A 17,776-nucleotide genomic window follows, 5' to 3' on the forward strand; every position below is an offset into this window, starting at 1 on the left:
AAAATGGAAAGGGTGACGCCCATATCGGCGCCACCCTTCATACACGGGCTACCTTGAAGCCCGCTGATCCTCAGTATGTGGCGTACCGCCAAACGCTCTGAGATCGTAGGCCTGTCGCAGTGCAACTTCATCGCTCGAGTGCACCCGAGACTGAGCGAAAGGCATGTTCAGAAAACGCCGGCGCTCGTCATTTCCGAGCTCCGACCAATACCTCACCTGGCCCGACTCATCTGGGACTCCAAACTCGCCAAGTAGGTAGCCCTCCAGGGCTATCAGACGCTGCTGGCCGTCAAGCAGAACCTCACTATTTATCGCAAACGCTCCAGTACGATCGGCATACGCATACCAGTCATTGACCAGGTACGACCCAAGGTCTGCCCCCATCCAAATCGACGTAATGAACCTGACCCTCTGCTCGTCCGTCCATACAGCCGGCCGCTGCCAGGAGGCGAGGGGATGGCCCATAGCGAATCGTGTGGCCCATGGGTATTGAGCGCGTGCTTTGCCAGGGTCAGCAGTGAATTTCTCAAGGTTGGAAGCAAGCGTGTTCACCTGGTGCATGTAGAGCGTGGTTTCGAGCTGCTTTTGCGGCATACGTATGCAGTTGGAATCGTCGGCGCTACTGAAAATCTGGAATGCTACGCAATGAGAAGACATTTGATCTTGAAAAACCTTAAATTAATTTAGGAACGCGTGTGGGGTGCCTCTAGACACCAACGCGCTTTCATTAAGGCCAAGTAAGATAGCATGGTTCCAGCTGAGAAAAACTCGAATATGACAAGCCTGAATCAGCCCAAAATAGGCGTACTGATTAAAAACGTTCTTTATACGGTACGCGAACACCCTTCACGTACCGTATAAAGAACATTCAGAATGCGGCCATAAGATCCAAATTTATTTTTTCGCCCCCCAGTGATTACTAGCCATATATCAAAGTGAATTCAGTGATAGGTTGGTATTTGCAGCACTCGAAAGCGGAGCGCGCAGGCCTCTGGCCGAAGGCGTGAGGATGGCAGCCCGTAGGGCCAAGACAGCTGCGCAGCGGCGGCTTGGTTCACAACAGCTGTCCCCGCAGGGGCACGCTAGAAAATGTGCTTAGAAATGAAGGGCAGGACAGAGCTAAATCAGCCCTCAGGCCCCGTTTTAGAGGGTTTTCGGTGAGCCGGATCCACCAAATCTTTCGCAGCTTCACGGCTGCGCAAAACCTGTTCACGGATTTCCTCGGGATCAATCGACATCCCGCCGCGGTCAGTGGCCTTCAAGGTTTTGAGCTGATTGAGTGCATCGATGAACTCGCACTCACACCTTATCTCGCCTTCTGGCCTATGATCCGGAAAGAGGAAGTCCCAGATACGAAACATGAAATTCATAACGCAGGTTGCCTCGTGGCTGAGTTGAGCGGTGGCTGATCTTAGATTATGAAAAAGCCTGAAGCCAACTGTTGAGTAAACTGCTAAACCTCCTTCCGCCCGTCGGCGACTGTGTACTTAGACCAACCTGTGTACTACGCTTAATCAAGGTTGCCTCACCTCAGCTCTGGTCGACTCAAAGAGGTTCTTCACCCATCACTTCCTTCCTGCATCTTGTGACTCAGCTGTCTTGCGACAGATAAAGCGACCAGCAGCAAAGACAGCGATTGAGGATCATGAGATGGCCAACATTCTCATCGAAGCTGCCCGACATGCTAAAGCGGAACTCCACGTTGCCGGCATTGAGGTGTCACACGCGAAACTTCAGGAAGTCCTTGCTGCGCTCCTTGGCTACCACACCTACAGGGCACTCAAACACGAAGAGCATGATCAAGAGCTTGAGCATCATCTGTCCGATGCAGAGTTCATCGTTCTCAACCAGGAGCTTGGCGAATGCCGTGCTGCTGAGCTGTTCGAGCTCCCAGGCGAGGTGGTACTCAAGTGCATAGCGGCGTTGGAGGAATGCCTGCCAGCTCAGGTTCTCCCAAGCGTGGACGCTTACCTTGAGCGCCATGGAATGAACGCAGTAATCGCAGCTTTGACAAACAACCCGCAAAAGGGTGTGCACCTAGGGCCAGATTGGAGCTCGAGGTACAAGCTGAGCCCTGACCAGCGCTTTTCGTTTCATGAGCCAATCTGGGAAGCGCGTCGTTCATGGCAGGTGCATGCCGAAGTCTCATTGCAGAGCATTGCACCTGATGCTGAGTTTCAGGAAATTAACGTGCTGCTGACTCATGCGAAAGCGGGCCGCTCTGGATTGGTCTTGAGGGGTGTGAAACCAGTCGAGGACATCACCGCGGTTCTTGAAGTCACGCGAGTTGATCGGTTAGTTCAAAGGGATGACGGTTCAGCTGTTCGCCCTTGGGTAGCTGTCGTCATCCACACTCCCTCTGGAGCTGTCCTCGGAAGCGCTATTTCGTTGGCCGACGATCTAGGCCTTCTGGAGGTCAACGCTTTTGCCGATGTCCTTCGCTCGACTCTACATGTGGGCACCGACGAGAGTCGTATTGCAGGGATCGATGTCACCTGCCGCAACCGCTCCATGGCAGGGGGATCGGCTGGGCGTATCCTTCAGAAGATCACGACATTAGGGGTGGATATGAGGCAGGTAGGGTATAGCAGGAAGTCAACACCGGACGTGATGACTTTCGCAGCTTTCACAGAGCGCTTCCAAAAGAACTGCGAGACCGTCAGGCGGCTGACGAGTAACCATCATGCCGGTCACAATATTGGCAATGCCCAAGCGAAACCAGAGTAAAAGTGTGTGCATGGGCATGAAGCGGAATGAAAAGGGAGGGCATTAACGCTCCTCGCCGAGGCCGTAGGCGAGGGCGGTATCAGGCTCGAGTTTGATTCTCATCGCCTTGAATTCGGCTCAGCGGTCGCCTATGAGCTGGCTTTCTACCTGGCCGAAGCGATCGCCATAAAATCCGCGGCTGACCATCCGAGATGCAATCATGAGCGTTGGACACCTAGTCCTAACGCTCAGATACTCGATGGCAAGCGGAGCGCGCAGGCCCGCGGCCGGGTGGCGTGGGGATGGAAGCACAAGGGCCGAGCCATCAGATTACATGGTGGCTTTGTTGAAGACAGCCGTCCCTGAGCGGGGCACTCAAAAAAACGCTCCCATCTTGCCTGTTGCGTGAATATCGTTTGGCAAGAATTGACACTGCTCAGAATCACCAGCAGTTTGGCGCTGAAGACAGAAAAACGACTACCGGCTTGTATTATATCGCCGGGTTTAGAAGCGACGTTCTCGAAAATTGACGACCAGAAAGCTTCCGAAAAATTCTTCATGACCCCCTAACTGCTCATTTGTAGGTTCCGCCTGTATTGACACCTTTTAAATGCTTCAGCCTTGGGCTTAGAGCTCGGTCAATATTTACACTATAATTGACAGAAAGAATGACTGCCTGTCGGCCCACCGGCTGAGTTTGCAATACATACACGCATCGCCACCAAACTTGTGGCGTGAATTCCTTTCAAGATACCCTAGCTATCACCAAGCTTGTAAGATGAGTTTCTTCCAATGATCTATAACGCTATGCAGCTATGCTGGTCTACCGGCTCAGAGCCCTCATTCGCCAATAGGAAAGTCTCATAGGTAAGTCGATAACAATCCACATTAGCATCTGCACCTAAATGACGGATTTTCTTCGACAAGACGCTCTAGACTTACCTTCCCGGCACCCACCCCAGGAGACATGGGTGACCAACGAAGACTCTCGCGAACTGAGCTTTGCGCTACAATCCAAGACGAGTGTTGGCCGCTTAACAGGGTGATTACCATGACTAGATGCCATATCATGGTCGAAATTAAGAAGGCAGAGCGGCGTCTTGCTCAAGTCGTCAACGAGATCGCACAGCTGAAAGCTATGCCCGAATATGAGCGTGAACTCAGGTTCTACGAGGAGCTGACCTCCCTTATGGAAGAATTTGGGTACGAGCCAAAAGAGGTGATTGAGATGCTTCACGCCCGTGGATCAATTGGTGATGTCCCCGTCTCGGCGGACTTAACGATGAAGAAAATCAAACATCTAAGCAGCTTATTGGTGAAGTCCGAATAAACGAAATATCCAGATACCCTAACGTGGGGATTAGGCTAAATTCCGAGTAATTGACCTAAATAGTTTCAAGTTTAGCATGGGTAAAATGTAGGATTGAGCGATGACCAAATTGTCTGAGATATTCAAAGCCAACCAAAGAATTGACATGGAATGTGAGGCGGTGACACGACTCATCCAGGATGACGAGGTCGTTCGATCCATCAACTTCCTGCGTAAGCTAGACACCCTTGCGGCTACCTATGATTACACCGTGAAAGAGATTGTCATGCTTCTTGACGCTGACGAGTTCGCGACTGAGACAGCCACGAGCGCGAATGCGAAAGCAGACGTTCCAGTTTACGTTGCGCGCACCAGTCGTAAGTTTCAACCAAAACGCTATCAGAGCCCTTATACCGGTGAAATTTTGGAGACGGCTAGTGCAAAACACAAAACCCTGAAAACCTGGCAGAGCATCTACGGTGTCGCCGAGGTAGAGACCTGGCGTATCTGAGTTTCCGACAGAGTGAATGAACGACTAGGGTAGGGGAGATGCCAATGCCAATCTTCAGATATCTCTATACCGAAGCCTACATGGAGGCTGCAGCCCCGACCGACGCATCATGCGGTAGCTAAGATCACCAATTTGCGCAGCAATTTTTTGAATCTCTACATCGCAACACTCTCGCGCTGCACTTGATGCAGCCCGTCGAAAACGGTAGAGATGGCGCAAGATGGTATCCGCCTGGTATCCATCACCACCTTCGGCCTTTGGAAACAGCGGTGTCGTAGGAAGTTCAGAAATAGGATCGACCCCGATCGACCTCAAGTACCCATCGAATATTGGAGTGAACGCCATAGGCATGCAAAATGAATCGCCAGGGCCCAACGCTGCGTCTGGCGAAAATAGCCATTGGCCATTATTGCTTCGAGTGAACTGGGCAAGAGAGCTGGAATTTTGGTATGTACCGATGACAGTAGCAGGCGGGAAATCAGTCCACCGAGCGAAGCTCATCAGCACCCCAATCTCCAGAGCCTTATCGGACTGTAGGCCATCCTCAAGTGCAAATTTGAATAACCAGTCCATTTGATGGTCTGTGAAAGTCGGTAGCCCATGATTTTTAGGCAGTTTTGGAGGCGCATGCATTCTTCTACTGACGGGATTCGGTCGAGCACTCATTGTCATTGAATGATAAAAACCGAAGAACTCCCTTGCGCAGTTGATTCTGCGATTATGAGACGTGGCTACGATTTCTCCAACGTCTCCGGTATCACACACTGAACGTTTGAATGGGCGCCACTCTTGATTGATTTGCCAATCGTAAAATGGAGTATGGGGTAGCTCAGCATACTTTTGATGTGGCGCGGAGCTCGTCCAGGACTCGGGCGGTTGTGCGCAAAACATCGCGTATGAGTCCACATGGCTTTCATCCCAGTCCAACAGTGAAATCTTTTGAGAGAAGCTCCAGAGCAGCATCGTTTCCAGCGATCGTGTCATAACCGAGTAAACTTGTTCGTCCATATGAACAAATCCACGCCAGGTAAGGTATTCATTGCAGTACCAGGCGCTCATAAACGGTTGCGCACGCGGATCGATGGCTTCCATGTGAGCATTCACATTTCGGTTTGCAGGAAAGGCCTGTGCGCTTTTAGGGAACCAATGCTTGTAGGGAGGAAAAATGGGAAACAGGATGAATGGGTGTTCCATAGCCGCCACCGTTAGATAAAATCAAGAAGCGGAGAAACACATTGACGTTGTAACGTTAGCCAGATTTTAAGAGTCGTCAAATCTGCTGATGCCGTCCGCAGCAGGTCGGTCATTGCTGAACGCCTTGCTAAGACTCCTTGCAGATCCTGGCGCTAACCGATTGATTCGATGACGGTCGGTGATTCGTGAACGGTGAGGTCGGCGAATAGTGAAAGGTTGCATCGACTCAGGAGGTCGCCGCCCATAATACTTGATTTAACATAATATACATTATGCGCACCTTTGTATGGAGCTGCCGGGGCGTGGGTTGGCCAGATTGGAAGCCAGATCGCACTGCGATTTTCGCGGGCGCGAAAAAATCGGCCTGCTCGGCCGGCACCAGGTGTTGCTAGTAGCAACACATACCAGGTCTGAAACCGGTCGCTGCACACTGCTTGGCACGCCGGCTTTCACGGCGAAAATTTCACGGTGAAATTTCTGCAGCCAGATCGCAGTGCGATTTTCGCGGGCGCGAAATTGCGATCGTTACTGGCCTATAAGCCGACTTTGCGTCATCCGGTCCAGCACCTGGTCCAGATGCGGCGCGAGCTTCAACACGTCCAGGTCTACGCCTTGAACTGAACCGGCTTCGTACGGATACCGTGTGCCGACGAACAGATTTGAGGCAGTACTTATCCATTTTTCCAACTCGAAGCCAGGTGCCAGGCTCTGCGAAATGACACGAAGTTGGCTGGCCAGCTCTGCAGGAATCGCGTCGTACAGATCAAACAGGCCGTGCCCATTACCAGGTGGCTTCGAGCGCAGTCGCAAATGCCCATCAGGATCATCTTCAGATCTGGGGTAACGAGGGTCAGCCTCAACCAGGAGCGACTTGAGAAAAAGCTCACAAGCCAGCGCCGAATTCATAATGGAGGGCCAGTAAAGACGCGGGTCACGGTCACTTTGCGCTGCAACCTCAAGGATTTGCGCTGCTCGCAGAAACGCCCGAGCTTCCTCGATAACCCAAGTACTGGGCAGTGGTTCGTAATCCATCGTATTTGGTACCCTACCCTTATTATATAGCCCTATAGAATAACTATACTAAATATTCATTTAGTTTAGTTATATGTGGAATGCCCGATTTAGCGGCTAAAACGGAGTGATTGAACGTCGGCTGACCCAGTGATGGTACGTCCTCGTGCTAACGCACTGCGGGCGTGCCCTCCCCGGCTCAGCCCTGATTATCACACGGACAATCGACTGCCTTGAAAAAGTAGCTGACGCGCTGCGCTTGTCGGGTCATGAATGGCAGCGCAGCAAGCTGCCCTACCCTTCACGACCTCAAGTAGAAGAAAAATGGCGAAGGGCTTAAATACGGACCATCTGAATGACCAGAAGGATCTCAGATCTGCTCGATTCGGTAACCTTTGAACGAAAAATCGAGGGTAAAAACGATAACCCTGTTTGGGTATCTGACGTCTTTTCCTCGGTCAGTCCACCCAACATGACCACCTCAGAATTTCGCATCTGCACATTGGTAGTTAGCTGACGCTTGGTCAGCGTAGGACTATTGTTGACCCCTGTAGTCGTCTGAACAAAATTGGAAAGCTGCTGATCGACAGTCAAATCAACGACTGCCGCGCGGACCTGAGGTGTGATCGTGAAAATCACACCAGAGCTACGATACTCAACTGACTGCACGGCTTGGCCGGCACCTTGCGGATAAGACAACGCACCTAACACTGGTACCTCGGCTCCGACATTAATGGTCGCCTCTTTTCCTGAGCGTACACGCAAGCTCGGCTGACTGACTACTTTGAACCGGGAATCTGAAGATAATGCCGAAAGCACAGTATTGAAGTCGCCTGTACTGAAACTCACAGAGTTTTCTAGCGGGTCGCCGGCCAGTTTGATGGAGACCTTGCCCTTGAGCATAGATGCTGCCAATGAAAAAGCTGAGCCGTCACGATCGCCGGTTTGAACCTCATAAACGGCACTGCGCAACATCACTTCGCCCAACTCAATATCGACCTGCGGCAGCAGCGAACGCAAATTGGCAATCTCGGCCTTGCTGCCCACGAAAACCAGCTGGTCAGCGTCACGACTGAGCAGACTGGCCGCCGATCCGCGCGGAGCAGCACCGCTCATTGGCGTTTGTCCTGGAACAGAAACCCCGCGATCAACGCTGAACTTGCCCTGGAACAACGGCGACAGCGTTTCGGCCAGATACGACACGTCGCGGTAAAGCGGTCGGTAGAGGAAATATTCACCAGGTGCGGGAAGCGGCTCTTGTTTCGGCAGCACCGTTTCAACCCCGTTTCGCTGAACCACCGAATAGCCGAAAGCATCGAGCAGCCGGACGAAATCGGCGCGCACCTGGGCGGCACTGCCAACCACACGCAACGAAACAGGCCGCTGATCCTCGAGCACTTCGGGCGCGAGAATGAACGGCTTCTTAAACGCATCAGCGTAGAAAATTTGGGCCACCTGACCAATCGGAACCCCGCTCAGATCGAACTGATACGGCGCCGGTTTTTCAGCAGCTACCACAGAAAATGACATGAGGCACAGCAACAAGAACCGAATCATGGTGTTTTACCTGGGAGAGGGACGGAAGGAGTAGCCGGAGGCTTGGAACCGCTGAAAGTACTAACGCGGTGGCCGTCGAGGTCGCCAGTCATCACTCGGCCCGTGTTGCGGAAGTTGCTAGGGTGCTCGTAACGAACCACCCCATCACCGTTGACCAGGACAACTTGCCGTTCACCGTCCACGACGATCTGACCGGCAATGCGCCAATTACTGGAGAACGCCTGAGACGCCGCAGGAACAACGGAAGGTGATCCGTGTGGCAGTTGACCCGCGGGAACAGAGTTAACGGGCTGCTGAGCGACCGGAACAGGTGCAGAACCGCGATTGAAGAAGTGCAACACCCCCCAAATCGCAGTCGAACCACCGAAAACGATCATGAACAAGAAAAACCACACCTTCGGGTTTTTCAGAATGTTCTGTCGATCATCGACCTGAACTTCATTGCCGCTGCCGCCTGCATACGACGAATACAGCGGGAAAATTTCCGGGTCGTACTTCTTGTTCATCACATCGGCGCGAGTTTTAGCCGTCTGTTTCCAGCCTTCCCACATCTCGACCCGGTAAATTTTGTGCAGGCCCAGCGACTTGATTTTGGTCGTGCGGAACGACAGCTCGACCACCGTTTTCAAGATGCGATTCAGGTCGCCAATGTCCTGAACCATCAGCACCAGGTCACAGGTAACGCCGGATACCGGGTGCGCGTAATGACGATGCTCGCGGAAGAAAATCTTGTGTTCCGTACAGATCTTCTTATCAGTCCCCCAGAACCGCCAAGCCTCGTCGATGCAAACCAAATCCCCCGGTTGCACGAAGGTATCGACCGCCGTGCCGTGCGGGAGAAATTCAGGCTTGAACACATCGTCATTCGTGCAGTGCACCACCTCGCCGAGTTTCTCCAGGGCGATACCCTGCTTCTCGCGGATGTAGGCACGGATGGCATCGGAGTCGATGCCGTCGACGTTGGTTACAACCCGGCGACCTTTAGCGACCGCAGGAACGATAACGGAGACGACGCATTCGAAGCTTTTGCCCGAGCCCATCAGCCCGGTATAGGCGTTGATAGGCATTAGCCGATTACCGGAATTCGACGGATCAGAAAGCGCGTAACCAATGCCGCAACCAGCAAAGGCACGCCGTTAGAAAACGCGAACAGGTCGAGGAAGTACCAGGTCGCCGCGCCGATCCCGCCAAACGCCGAAGTCAGACCAGCACCAGTTGGTAGCCACGAGGCCATGACACCAACCAGCTCAGCAACGATCCAATACAGCGCGACCATCACCACAAACTTAACCAGAACGCCACGAACCAACCAACCGAGCAGCGCGTTACCAGCCGAAAGCAAAATTCCGAACATAAATCACCTCACGCCGAAAGGACAATGAACAAGGCAGCAATCAGCCAAGCGACCAAACTGCCGTTGTAGAGCGGGCCGCGCACACCTTCGAACAGGGTGCAGTGAGCATCCATGCGAACGTGGGTATGCAAAACGGCAATGTCGAATTCCGGCTTCGGACACTCGCCCTGGTGCGACGGAACCTGAAAGTTTTTGAGGTCAGGCATTAGCCCAGTGATCGGCGCAAGAATCTGCGCACCAGTCGGAGTCGGCTCAAGGGTCGGGGCACCGATCCCCGGATCAGAACCCAAATTGACCTGCGAGCCGGTACCAGGGTTAACCGGGTTCACCGCTTCTCCCGGTTTGGGCAGCGTGAACGGCGGATTCGATGGACTCGTGCCAGTTGATCCATTCGGAAACGGCGTCACGAAATCACCGACCGAGGGCCAGGAGCCTGGGTTAGATTTTTGCCAAGCTGCAGCATCAGCGACAGTAATCGGATCGCTGTAGGAATAAGGAAGGCCCTGATAGTCAGGCGCCTGAGCGGCTTTCTCCCATGCCAAGTTGGCAATTCCAGCAACCAGCGCCGGATTAAGATCCTTTGCCTTTTCGCTATCGCTCAACTGGTCGATAGCAGCTTGCATGCTCATATTCCCTGTCTTGCCGCCGGCACCAGTGTCACCGCCGATATCCGGAGCTGGATAAATTCCAACGCCTTTCTTATAGACGCCAGTTTCAGAGCCTTGAGGGCTGCCTGAAGTGTGGTAAGTAACATTCATATCTACTGTGAAATCAGGCCCAAGCCACGCTGCCGAACCAGTCGAAGTACATTGAGCCTGAGAAGCCTCTACCAATGAGGCCGGAATAGTGCACTGAATTTTTGAAACACTTACGCCATCAGCCCAACTGCCGTTAATTGCACCTTCTGGAGAACTCGCATAGGCATAAGCTGTTTCCCAATACGGGCCGCCGGCTACCAAGGCTCCTGGCAGAGCATTAGAACCTTCCGCAGCAACAACGTTTACCGTCGAGGAGTCAGGCCCAAAAATCCATTCAGTTACACCGTCAATTGCAAGGCTAACAGCGTAAGCAACAGCAACAGATACACCTGCAAAAACCGCTGCGGTAACCCAAGCTGGTGCAGTAATCGCACCAACAACAATAGTGGCAGCGCCGGCGCCGGCAGCAGCGGATATCACCGTCCCCGAAGTTTGAATCGTGGCAGCGTAACGAGGATCGTTAGCGGCGAAACCTCGATTAACCATTTTTTGCTCAATTACGCCACCAACTGCATTACTTACTTTGACAGGAGCATACGCTGCAGCAGACGCAAAGAACGGCATAAACACAAACGTAAAGAAAATAAGTTTTTTTGCAAAGAAAAGTAACATGAGCTTTTTCATAAATCGTTATCCGCATAACCGGTTATTGTCGCCCAAGCACATAGCAAGCCAAAAACGAACATGAGCAAGTACCAGGCATCATTTGTTGTCACAATTTCAGCTTCCTGTAGACGAAAAAAAAGGGCGCGCCGAGGCAACGCCCTTAACGCAACCGTTATTAACGACCGCGGATCATGCCAAGCACCATACTGGCCGCTTTCGAAGTGGCATAGATGGTGGCCAATACAGCACCAATTGCCAAGATCCCCGCAACCACATCAGCGGCAGTGAAAGCGCCGGTGATTTCACTCAGGTCAATTGCTGCCGATGCCGTCTGGGCAGCAGTAACACCGACAACAGCAGCAGTTACAGCAGCGACGGAGAGAGTTTTTTTACCTTTCATCATAGTTATCCTTACGAAAACCCGGCATCCGGCCGGTACGGCTTCCCTCAACGACGACGTATGAGGTTCAAGATCGTGCCAACACCACGAGCAGTCAACCAAAAAAGCAGAGTAGTACCAAAAGCAAATGACCAGAATGCTAATGCCTGGACATAGTCAAACGGTACAGCTGCAGCTTGAACAGCGGAAAACTCAGAGGGTGTTAACAATATAAAGTTAGTGCATGGTATTTCTTGGCTGGCAATCACAAAGCCGTTTACATCTACAGCTGTGCAAATCGCCACAATTAACTAACTTTTGCCGCTGGAGCCGAGTTAACCCGGCGACCCTGACGCGGATCCACATCAAAGCTCAAACGTCCATCACGAACATCGGCAATAATGTCACATTCGTAAGTCCCAACTGATGGGACCTGATTAGGCATCTCTGCATAAAACGAAGCTTTCTGTGGATAAGGAACATTCGGCAGATGCACATAGGCCTCAAACATGCAGTAAGGTTTTCCGCTTTTTGCTGCGGTGCCACTGCGATGATTGCCAGTCACTTCAACAAGGATGGTGTTAGACATGGTTTGTTGCCCTCTCTCAATGTTGGAAAGCCAGGAGCGGTGCCAGGCTTGCAATATGCCCAACTGGGCACAGGAATTTTAGGAGTTCACCTAAATTGATAATCTTCAGTATCCAAGCCAATCTGCAATGCAAGGAGTGCCATACTCCTGACTGACTAGGTACCACTGTTTTTCGGGTTTAGCGCCCTGCTCTTTCCGAGCGTCAAGAACAGCAATGGTTGCAGCCACTTGCGCAGCCAAGACAGGATTAATTGCAGAGCGAATCTGGCGTTGCTGTTCGAGAACACGCCTTTGACCATCAGAAAGCTGAGCACCTTGAAAACTAACCGTCCTCACGCTGCCACCTGTAGGTGATTAGCACGGCGATACCACGCTGGCATGGGCAACGATGACTTAGTAACTTCTCGGCACTGACGTACAAACACAGGAGCGAAACGTGAAGTATCACAAGCATTACGAATGTTGATACCGATTTTGTTCAGTCGAGCGGCATGGGTTTCAAAAGCTCGCTTTGAAAGACCATGAGCACTGCCATGCATCCAGATCATGGCCTGAGCAGCAGTGGCGTTAGCCGCTTGTCGGCTAGAGACGACATGCTCCTCAAGGAGCTTGTCAGCAATGGTCATCATATCCATGGCCGTCACCTTCATTCGTTCGTCAATGGCAAGAAATTCATCATGTATTTCAATAAAGCGGGCTTCGTTGAATAGGCCCCAGTAGGCCAGCCCTTCGCGCTTCAAATATTCTGCTTTTAATTCTTGTTCCATACGAACTACGCCATTTGAGGCGCAGTAGTCGCGAACTTTCGCCACGTATTTAAACTCTTCAGAGCTGTCACCAAACTCGCGCTTAATTTTCGGTAAAAGGTTCTGATCCATTTCAAAAGCCTTGTCATAGGCTTTTCGATATTGGAGCCGACCGCCTTTGCCATTCCCCTTCGGGGTCCAGGCAACAGTCCGGCCATTGGGATACAAATAGCCAATGCTATGGCCGATGCGCTGGGACGAGACGCCACGTAAGTACGCGAGGACGTTACCCTCACCGAAGGCAATGTTGGTCGTCAGGTCAACGCGATGAATCACCGCACCATCAGCAACCAGATCACTAGACTTACCACCAGAAGCACCATCACGAACCATGACGCGAGAGCAACGGCTAAACGGCGGCAAACCGTATTGAGCAAGCAGACCGTTGTAGACCGAAACACACTGATCGAGAGTGCAGAAACCAAAAAGGTTATCCAGGCGCCCTACCCGGCTCGGGTTACCGTCAACTCGAACGTTGCGCCCAGATACATGAATGGTGACGGAGGTTGAGTAGCTTTCACGGTGAACAAACCGCGGCTGCTTGGTGCTCAAAACCTCATTTGTGTTGGCGTCGACGGTCAGGGTGAACACATCGCAGACGACTGGAAGGTCATGCGTGTGCTCCTGAGAGATGGTCAGCCAATCGATAAACATCACAATTCCTTGTCAATACCGGAATACCGGTAAGCGAATGCCGGTATGCTAACCATTGCGAATGCCTAAAAGCAAGCATTTCAATACCGGTATAACGGAACTGTACATTTGAACAGTATTTACGATCTAGGCACTATGAAGAGCCAGAGCGAGCGGACCATGGTTTTCAGTGAGAACCTGAAGAAATTCAGGAAAGCTCGAGGCCTCACACAGCCTCAAGTCTGGGGTCCTGCGGGTATCGCGAAGTCAAGCTACACGTCCTATGAGGCTGGATCGCAAATGCCTTCAGCTGAAAAGGTCGTGGAGCTGGCAAAGGTCTTGGGTGTCACGACCGACGAGCTGCTGTTAGGTGAAGAAGAGATGACGGTATCCGAGGATCTGAAGCCCATCTTAAAGCGATTCGACCAGCTCCCACCGGAGTACAGAAATCAGGCACGTATAGCCCTGAAAGGTGTGCTGTTTGGTTTCGAGCAGGAAGCGTTGAAGTAGTCGAAACCGAAGATGTCTTCGGTAAAGTGGGGGTGTAACAGCACCCCCACCTCGCTTCGCTCGGTCCCAGGCAAAAAATCACCTGATCTCGGGGTCACGGCGTTGGCGAAGCGGTTCTCTCAAGCACTGGTGGAAGGTGAAGCCCGACAAACACCAGGAAAGAAAAAGCCTTGAAGCTGTTGATTTCGGAACCGTAGTCAGAAGTCTCCCCGTGCATGACCTGGTGCCGGTTGAGCGCATCGAAAACACCTGGCGTACGCTGCTTACTGTTCTTGAGAAAATCAGAATTGTGAAGCTCGAAAAGCGGGTGTAAGAGATCGGCCGAACGAGAATCGCCTTGAATGGCCTGCTGCGCGCGTACTGCAGCGCGAACGTGATTACTTGTCCCCCTGTTAGGTTTAGCCAGCGGCTGTTCTACCCCAAAACACTGAGCACAAATGCCATCAGCCTGTGCAATGAAAACAGGCACAGAAAGCAGATATCCCTCCTCCCCCCATTCTTGGTGAGCCCGGACGGCTGCTGAGATAGGCTGCGCTCGATCAGGATATTTTTCGATCAGCTCACAGGCAAAGACGTTGAGGTTTTCACGAAAATAGTCCGCCATATAGGCATCAAGCTCTTCTGGCCCGAGCTGCTCGATGGCCTTAACGAGTGTGAGAACCTCCCTAATTGAAACGTGCCAACCAAAAAACCAGCCCCTGTCCAAAGCCAGCTGCATGGCTGCCTTAGAACGGGTGGAGAGAGTCATGACCTGGTTAAGTCTGTCTGGCCAGTCTTCTGGTAACCGAGAAAGAGCTTCCAATGTCTTGGAGATGGCATTTGAAGCGACGGTCGCGACAGGCAGTAGGGCGTTGAAGAACTGCTTCGCATATGGGGCGAACATTTCAGAAAGCTCTTTCAATCGTTCAGTCTGATCGCCGTTACTCATTTTGAGACAGCCCCTCAAGTGTCATGAATTTCGAAGATAGGAAACCAAGAGCAAAAGCAGTTTGACGCCAGAGGATAGCAGCTGAAAAGGCGGGAAAACTGACGCGCTGCGCTTGTCAGCCGAATCTGAGCCCCCGGCTGGGACGGTCGCGGAGCGACTGATCCCAACCAGGCACTCAGCTTCGGCCCCTAAACTGTCAAAAATGCCCCTCAAATGTCGAGGTCGGCCCCTCAAGTGTTATTAGAGATCCTGGATCAGCGCGGCGACAGATCTCAGCTTTTCAACCAGGCCATCCAGCTCGGCGGATTCGTCATCGAGCTGACGAACCCTGGAACGCAGCTTGCGAATGTCAGCCACCAGGACGCCGTACGAATCAATCAGCGACTCGATGGCATGCTCAGGGTCAGGGTTGGCCATGTAGGCCTTGGCATCGCGCACGGCGCGATCAGAGAGCGAGAGTTGGATGCGCATAATGGACCCTATATTAAGCGACGTCCGGAGCCGGTGGCATTATCCGGACGCCGCTCAACATAAGGCCCTGTCATTATGCGCAGATCCGTATTTCCCATACGATCCACACCCAGGGTACATTTCAATCCTGGTAACCCTCATGGACTTTCAACCTTCAAAGCCGACCATGCCCCCATCCATGTCTCACCATCCATCCGCGGATCAGATCATCAGTCTCTATGATCGCCACGCCACCACTTGGAACGATCTGCGCATCAACCATTTCGTCGACCGCAAATGGATCGAGCGCTTCCGTTCGTTGCTACCGGCGGCTGCAACCGTCCTGGATCTCGGCTGCGGTTCTGGACAGCCCGTGGCGCGTTATCTGATCGATGGTGGCGCGTCTGTTGTCGGTGTGGATTCGTCTGCGCAGATGCTCGCACTGTGCAGCACGCAATTTCCAACGCAGGCATGGATTCACGCAGACATGCGCGACCTTGTGCTCGATCGCCAATTCGAAGCCATTCTGGCCTGGAACAGCTTTTTCCATCTCAAGCCTGACGATCAACGCCAGATGTTCCGCATATTCCAGCACCATGCCGCACCCGGCGCGTTGCTAATGTTCACCAGTGGGCCTTCCCATGGCGAAGCACTGGGCGTGTTCGAGGGTGAAACGCTGTACCATGCGAGCCTCGATCCACAGGAGTACGCTATGCAGCTGACCGACCACGGCTTCGAATTGCTGGAGCACATCGTGGAGGATCCAGAATGCGGTGGGCAGACGGTTTGGCTTGGGCGTCGCCTACCCTGATTTATATGCACTCTAATTATAACTATGCTAAATATTCATTTAGTTGAGTTATATATAGCGTCCATCAGTCATCCATCAGAAACAACATAGTATTTTGCTAATGGAACCTGAGCGCCGTTCTGTCCAACCGCCGCAGACCGGAGATTATATGCACCCTCCCCCAATCAATTCGCGACGGATGCACCCCGAATACTCTGCGCTGCCTGATAGAGAATCTGCCCAACCAGATCGATCTGTGCCTCGCTGATGATCAGCGGCGGCAGGAAGCGAACGATTGCGCCGTGCCGCCCGCCCAGTTCTACGATCAGGCCACGCTCCAGACAAGCTCGCTGTAGCTGGCGCGCCCGCTCGCCATCGGCAGCGGGCTGGCCCATGGCATCCTGGTTGGCAGGATCGATGATCTCCATGCCCAGCATCAGGCCCCGGCCGCGCACGTCGCCGATCCAGTCGAACTCGTCCCGCAGTGCGTGCAGCAGCGCCTGCAAGCGTGCTCCAACGTTGCGCACATGGCTGCAAATACCTTCGCGCTGAATGAAACGCAAGGTAGCGTCGCCAGCGGCCATGGCCAGCTGATTGCCGCGGAAAGTGCCAGCATGAGCCCCTGGTTGCCATTGATCCAGCTCGCCCCGGTAGACCACTACCGACAGTGGCAGACCGCCGCCGATGGCCTTCGACAGTGTCACCACATCAGGGCTGATAGCGCTGCGCTCGAACGCGAATAGATCGCCGGTGCGCCCGATACCGCATTGGATTTCGTCAAGAACCAGGGGAATACCGTGCTCACGCGTGATTGCCCGCAGCCCTTGCAACCAGCGATCAGGAGCGGGAATCACCCCGCCCTCGCCCTGCACCGTTTCCAGGATCATGGCTGCTGGCTGGGTCACGCCGCTTTCCGGGTCGGCGAGCAGGTGGCGGATGTAATGCAGGCTGGCGTCGATCGACTGCTCGCCACCCAAGCCGAACGGGCAACGATATTCATGTGGATACGGCAGGAACTGCACCCCTGCCAGCAGCCCGCCCAAGGCATTCTTCGGCCCCAGATTGCCGCTTACAGACAACGTGCCAAGGGTCATACCGTGATAAGCCCCATGAAACGCCAGGATGCTCTGCCGCCCGGTTGCCGTGCGCGACAGTTTGAGCGCCGCCTCCACTGCATCCGCACCGGTCGGGCCACAGAACTGGATCCGCGCATTCCTGGCGAAGTCACCAGGCAGCAGATCGAAGACCGTCTCCACGAAGGCATCCTTGATCGGCGTACTCAGATCGAGCGAATGCAGCGGTAGCCCCGAGGCCAAGGTCTTCTGGATGGCCTCCACGATAATCGGGTGATTATGCCCCAGTGCCAGAGTCCCCGCGCCGGCCAGGCAGTCGATGTAGACCTGCCCCCGCGAATCCTCCACATACACCCCCTGCGCGCCCTTGAGCTCCAGCGGTATGCGTCGCGGGTAGCTGCGCGCATTCGACTCGCGCTGCATTTGCCGTTGCAATGCCGGCGTGCTGTCCAGGCAGTAGCGCTGGCTGAGCCCGGTGTGCCGGTACTGGAGTTCGAGCGTGGTGTTAGCGATTGGGGTGACTGCATTCATCGAGTGCATCCTTGTGTCGCGCAGGTGGCGCATAGCTGACAAAACTGCCGGCGCGAGCGCCGTGCAGCGGCCGCGCGGTTA

19 protein-coding genes are annotated in these 17,776 nt (G+C 53.3%); 5 read left to right on the forward strand and 14 right to left on the reverse strand.

Features of this window, described 5'->3' with window-relative positions:
* Window positions 1-48: 48 nt before the first annotated feature.
* On the reverse strand, window positions 49-657 hold the full coding sequence (locus FEM01_RS03100) for a DUF262 domain-containing protein (RefSeq protein WP_138217803.1): 609 nt from the start codon (window positions 655-657) through the stop codon (window positions 49-51).
* 467 nt (window positions 658-1,124) lie between these two features.
* Window positions 1,125-1,370, reverse strand: coding sequence for a hypothetical protein (locus FEM01_RS03105; RefSeq protein ID WP_019099813.1), 246 nt, complete (start codon window positions 1,368-1,370; stop codon window positions 1,125-1,127).
* 280 nt (window positions 1,371-1,650) lie between these two features.
* Between FEM01_RS03105 and FEM01_RS03115 the strand changes: the two genes are divergently transcribed.
* The 3 genes from FEM01_RS03115 (at window position 1,651) to FEM01_RS03125 (ending at window position 4,526) form a co-directional block, all read left to right on the forward strand.
* Window positions 1,651-2,727 carry a hypothetical protein gene (locus tag FEM01_RS03115; RefSeq protein ID WP_171030898.1) on the forward strand — a complete coding sequence of 359 codons (1,077 nt, stop codon included), beginning with the start codon at window positions 1,651-1,653 and terminating at the stop codon, window positions 2,725-2,727.
* A gap of 1,048 nt (window positions 2,728-3,775) precedes the next feature.
* A complete protein-coding gene (locus FEM01_RS03120) occupies window positions 3,776-4,036 on the forward strand; it encodes a hypothetical protein (protein WP_138217805.1) in 261 nt (86 codons plus the stop codon).
* A 100-nt stretch (window positions 4,037-4,136) separates the two neighbouring features.
* Window positions 4,137-4,526 carry a histone-like nucleoid-structuring protein, MvaT/MvaU family gene (locus tag FEM01_RS03125; protein ID WP_138217806.1) on the forward strand — a complete coding sequence of 130 codons (390 nt, stop codon included), beginning with the start codon at window positions 4,137-4,139 and terminating at the stop codon, window positions 4,524-4,526.
* A 54-nt stretch (window positions 4,527-4,580) separates the two neighbouring features.
* Here the strand turns inward: FEM01_RS03125 and FEM01_RS03130 are convergent, their stop codons facing one another.
* The 9 genes from FEM01_RS03130 to FEM01_RS03175 form a co-directional block, all read right to left on the reverse strand.
* Complete coding sequence (locus FEM01_RS03130) at window positions 4,581-5,720, reverse strand: hypothetical protein (protein WP_138217807.1); 1,140 nt, start codon at window positions 5,718-5,720, stop codon at window positions 4,581-4,583.
* Window positions 5,721-6,245: 525 nt separating this feature from the next.
* Window positions 6,246-6,752 (reverse strand): hypothetical protein, encoded by a 507-nt coding sequence (locus tag FEM01_RS03135; RefSeq protein ID WP_138217808.1) that lies wholly within the window; start codon window positions 6,750-6,752, stop codon window positions 6,246-6,248.
* A gap of 315 nt (window positions 6,753-7,067) precedes the next feature.
* The gene (locus FEM01_RS03140) at window positions 7,068-8,288 is read right to left on the reverse strand and encodes a type II secretion system protein GspD (RefSeq protein WP_138217809.1); all 1,221 of its coding nucleotides are present in this window, start codon (window positions 8,286-8,288) and stop codon (window positions 7,068-7,070) included.
* Window positions 8,285-9,355 (reverse strand): zonular occludens toxin family protein, encoded by a 1,071-nt coding sequence (locus FEM01_RS03145; RefSeq protein WP_138217810.1) that lies wholly within the window; start codon window positions 9,353-9,355, stop codon window positions 8,285-8,287. The genes FEM01_RS03140 and FEM01_RS03145 overlap by 4 nt, the downstream gene beginning before the upstream one ends.
* A complete protein-coding gene (locus tag FEM01_RS03150; RefSeq protein ID WP_138217811.1) occupies window positions 9,355-9,642 on the reverse strand; it encodes a DUF2523 family protein in 288 nt (95 codons plus the stop codon). Before FEM01_RS03150 ends, FEM01_RS03145 begins: the two co-directional genes overlap by 1 nt.
* Before the next feature lie 8 nt (window positions 9,643-9,650).
* Window positions 9,651-11,024 carry a hypothetical protein gene (locus FEM01_RS03155; protein WP_138217812.1) on the reverse strand — a complete coding sequence of 458 codons (1,374 nt, stop codon included), beginning with the start codon at window positions 11,022-11,024 and terminating at the stop codon, window positions 9,651-9,653.
* A 157-nt stretch (window positions 11,025-11,181) separates the two neighbouring features.
* Window positions 11,182-11,409, reverse strand: coding sequence for a hypothetical protein (locus FEM01_RS03160; protein WP_240791704.1), 228 nt, complete (start codon window positions 11,407-11,409; stop codon window positions 11,182-11,184).
* A 283-nt stretch (window positions 11,410-11,692) separates the two neighbouring features.
* On the reverse strand, window positions 11,693-11,974 hold the full coding sequence (locus FEM01_RS03165) for a propanediol utilization protein (RefSeq protein ID WP_138217813.1): 282 nt from the start codon (window positions 11,972-11,974) through the stop codon (window positions 11,693-11,695).
* A gap of 332 nt (window positions 11,975-12,306) precedes the next feature.
* Window positions 12,307-13,434, reverse strand: coding sequence for a phage/plasmid replication domain-containing protein (locus FEM01_RS03175; RefSeq protein WP_138217815.1), 1,128 nt, complete (start codon window positions 13,432-13,434; stop codon window positions 12,307-12,309).
* 135 nt (window positions 13,435-13,569) lie between these two features.
* Here FEM01_RS03175 and FEM01_RS03180 point away from each other — a divergent pair, with 135 nt between their 5' ends.
* Window positions 13,570-13,923, forward strand: coding sequence for a helix-turn-helix domain-containing protein (locus FEM01_RS03180; protein WP_138217816.1), 354 nt, complete (start codon window positions 13,570-13,572; stop codon window positions 13,921-13,923).
* Window positions 13,924-14,017: 94 nt separating this feature from the next.
* Here the strand turns inward: FEM01_RS03180 and FEM01_RS03185 are convergent, their stop codons facing one another.
* Both FEM01_RS03185 and FEM01_RS03190 read right to left on the reverse strand, forming a co-directional pair.
* On the reverse strand, window positions 14,018-14,851 hold the full coding sequence (locus FEM01_RS03185; protein ID WP_138217817.1) for a hypothetical protein: 834 nt from the start codon (window positions 14,849-14,851) through the stop codon (window positions 14,018-14,020).
* A 240-nt stretch (window positions 14,852-15,091) separates the two neighbouring features.
* Window positions 15,092-15,322, reverse strand: a complete 231-nt coding sequence (locus FEM01_RS03190) for a DASH complex subunit Dad3 (RefSeq protein ID WP_138217818.1) — start codon at window positions 15,320-15,322, stop codon at window positions 15,092-15,094.
* Window positions 15,323-15,461: 139 nt separating this feature from the next.
* On the opposite strand from FEM01_RS03190, the gene FEM01_RS03195 reads away from it, so the two are divergent.
* A complete protein-coding gene (locus tag FEM01_RS03195) occupies window positions 15,462-16,112 on the forward strand; it encodes a class I SAM-dependent DNA methyltransferase (RefSeq protein ID WP_240791705.1) in 651 nt (216 codons plus the stop codon).
* Between the two features lie 164 nt (window positions 16,113-16,276).
* On the opposite strand, the gene FEM01_RS03200 is transcribed toward FEM01_RS03195, so the two are convergent.
* A complete protein-coding gene (locus FEM01_RS03200; protein ID WP_138217819.1) occupies window positions 16,277-17,695 on the reverse strand; it encodes a diaminobutyrate--2-oxoglutarate transaminase in 1,419 nt (472 codons plus the stop codon).
* Between the last annotated feature and the right edge of the window lie 81 nt (window positions 17,696-17,776).

The sequence above is a fragment of the Pseudomonas mosselii genome (assembly GCF_005796105.1).
In the GTDB taxonomy this organism is placed as follows: Bacteria; Pseudomonadota; Gammaproteobacteria; order Pseudomonadales; family Pseudomonadaceae; genus Aquipseudomonas; species Aquipseudomonas mosselii_C.

What these genes read in the sequence shown, in the direction of transcription:
- FEM01_RS03175 (WP_138217815.1), bottom strand. Translation starts at nt 13,434, where the DNA reads ATGTTTATCGATTGGCTGACCATCTCTCAGGAGCACACGCATGACCTT.
- FEM01_RS03200 (WP_138217819.1), bottom strand. Translation starts at nt 17,695, where the DNA reads ATGAATGCAGTCACCCCAATCGCTAACACCACGCTCGAACTCCAGTAC.
- FEM01_RS03105 (WP_019099813.1), bottom strand. Translation starts at nt 1,370, where the DNA reads ATGAATTTCATGTTTCGTATCTGGGACTTCCTCTTTCCGGATCATAGG.
- FEM01_RS03160 (WP_240791704.1), bottom strand. Translation starts at nt 11,409, where the DNA reads ATGATGAAAGGTAAAAAAACTCTCTCCGTCGCTGCTGTAACTGCTGCT.
- FEM01_RS03130 (WP_138217807.1), bottom strand. Translation starts at nt 5,720, where the DNA reads ATGGAACACCCATTCATCCTGTTTCCCATTTTTCCTCCCTACAAGCAT.
- FEM01_RS03195 (WP_240791705.1), top strand. Translation starts at nt 15,462, where the DNA reads ATGGACTTTCAACCTTCAAAGCCGACCATGCCCCCATCCATGTCTCAC.
- FEM01_RS03190 (WP_138217818.1), bottom strand. Translation starts at nt 15,322, where the DNA reads ATGCGCATCCAACTCTCGCTCTCTGATCGCGCCGTGCGCGATGCCAAG.
- FEM01_RS03185 (WP_138217817.1), bottom strand. Translation starts at nt 14,851, where the DNA reads ATGAGTAACGGCGATCAGACTGAACGATTGAAAGAGCTTTCTGAAATG.
- FEM01_RS03125 (WP_138217806.1), top strand. Translation starts at nt 4,137, where the DNA reads ATGACCAAATTGTCTGAGATATTCAAAGCCAACCAAAGAATTGACATG.
- FEM01_RS03145 (WP_138217810.1), bottom strand. Translation starts at nt 9,355, where the DNA reads ATGCCTATCAACGCCTATACCGGGCTGATGGGCTCGGGCAAAAGCTTC.
- FEM01_RS03150 (WP_138217811.1), bottom strand. Translation starts at nt 9,642, where the DNA reads ATGTTCGGAATTTTGCTTTCGGCTGGTAACGCGCTGCTCGGTTGGTTG.
- FEM01_RS03115 (WP_171030898.1), top strand. Translation starts at nt 1,651, where the DNA reads ATGGCCAACATTCTCATCGAAGCTGCCCGACATGCTAAAGCGGAACTC.
- FEM01_RS03180 (WP_138217816.1), top strand. Translation starts at nt 13,570, where the DNA reads ATGAAGAGCCAGAGCGAGCGGACCATGGTTTTCAGTGAGAACCTGAAG.
- FEM01_RS03140 (WP_138217809.1), bottom strand. Translation starts at nt 8,288, where the DNA reads ATGATTCGGTTCTTGTTGCTGTGCCTCATGTCATTTTCTGTGGTAGCT.
- FEM01_RS03100 (WP_138217803.1), bottom strand. Translation starts at nt 657, where the DNA reads ATGTCTTCTCATTGCGTAGCATTCCAGATTTTCAGTAGCGCCGACGAT.
- FEM01_RS03135 (WP_138217808.1), bottom strand. Translation starts at nt 6,752, where the DNA reads ATGGATTACGAACCACTGCCCAGTACTTGGGTTATCGAGGAAGCTCGG.
- FEM01_RS03165 (WP_138217813.1), bottom strand. Translation starts at nt 11,974, where the DNA reads ATGTCTAACACCATCCTTGTTGAAGTGACTGGCAATCATCGCAGTGGC.
- FEM01_RS03155 (WP_138217812.1), bottom strand. Translation starts at nt 11,024, where the DNA reads ATGAAAAAGCTCATGTTACTTTTCTTTGCAAAAAAACTTATTTTCTTT.
- FEM01_RS03120 (WP_138217805.1), top strand. Translation starts at nt 3,776, where the DNA reads ATGGTCGAAATTAAGAAGGCAGAGCGGCGTCTTGCTCAAGTCGTCAAC.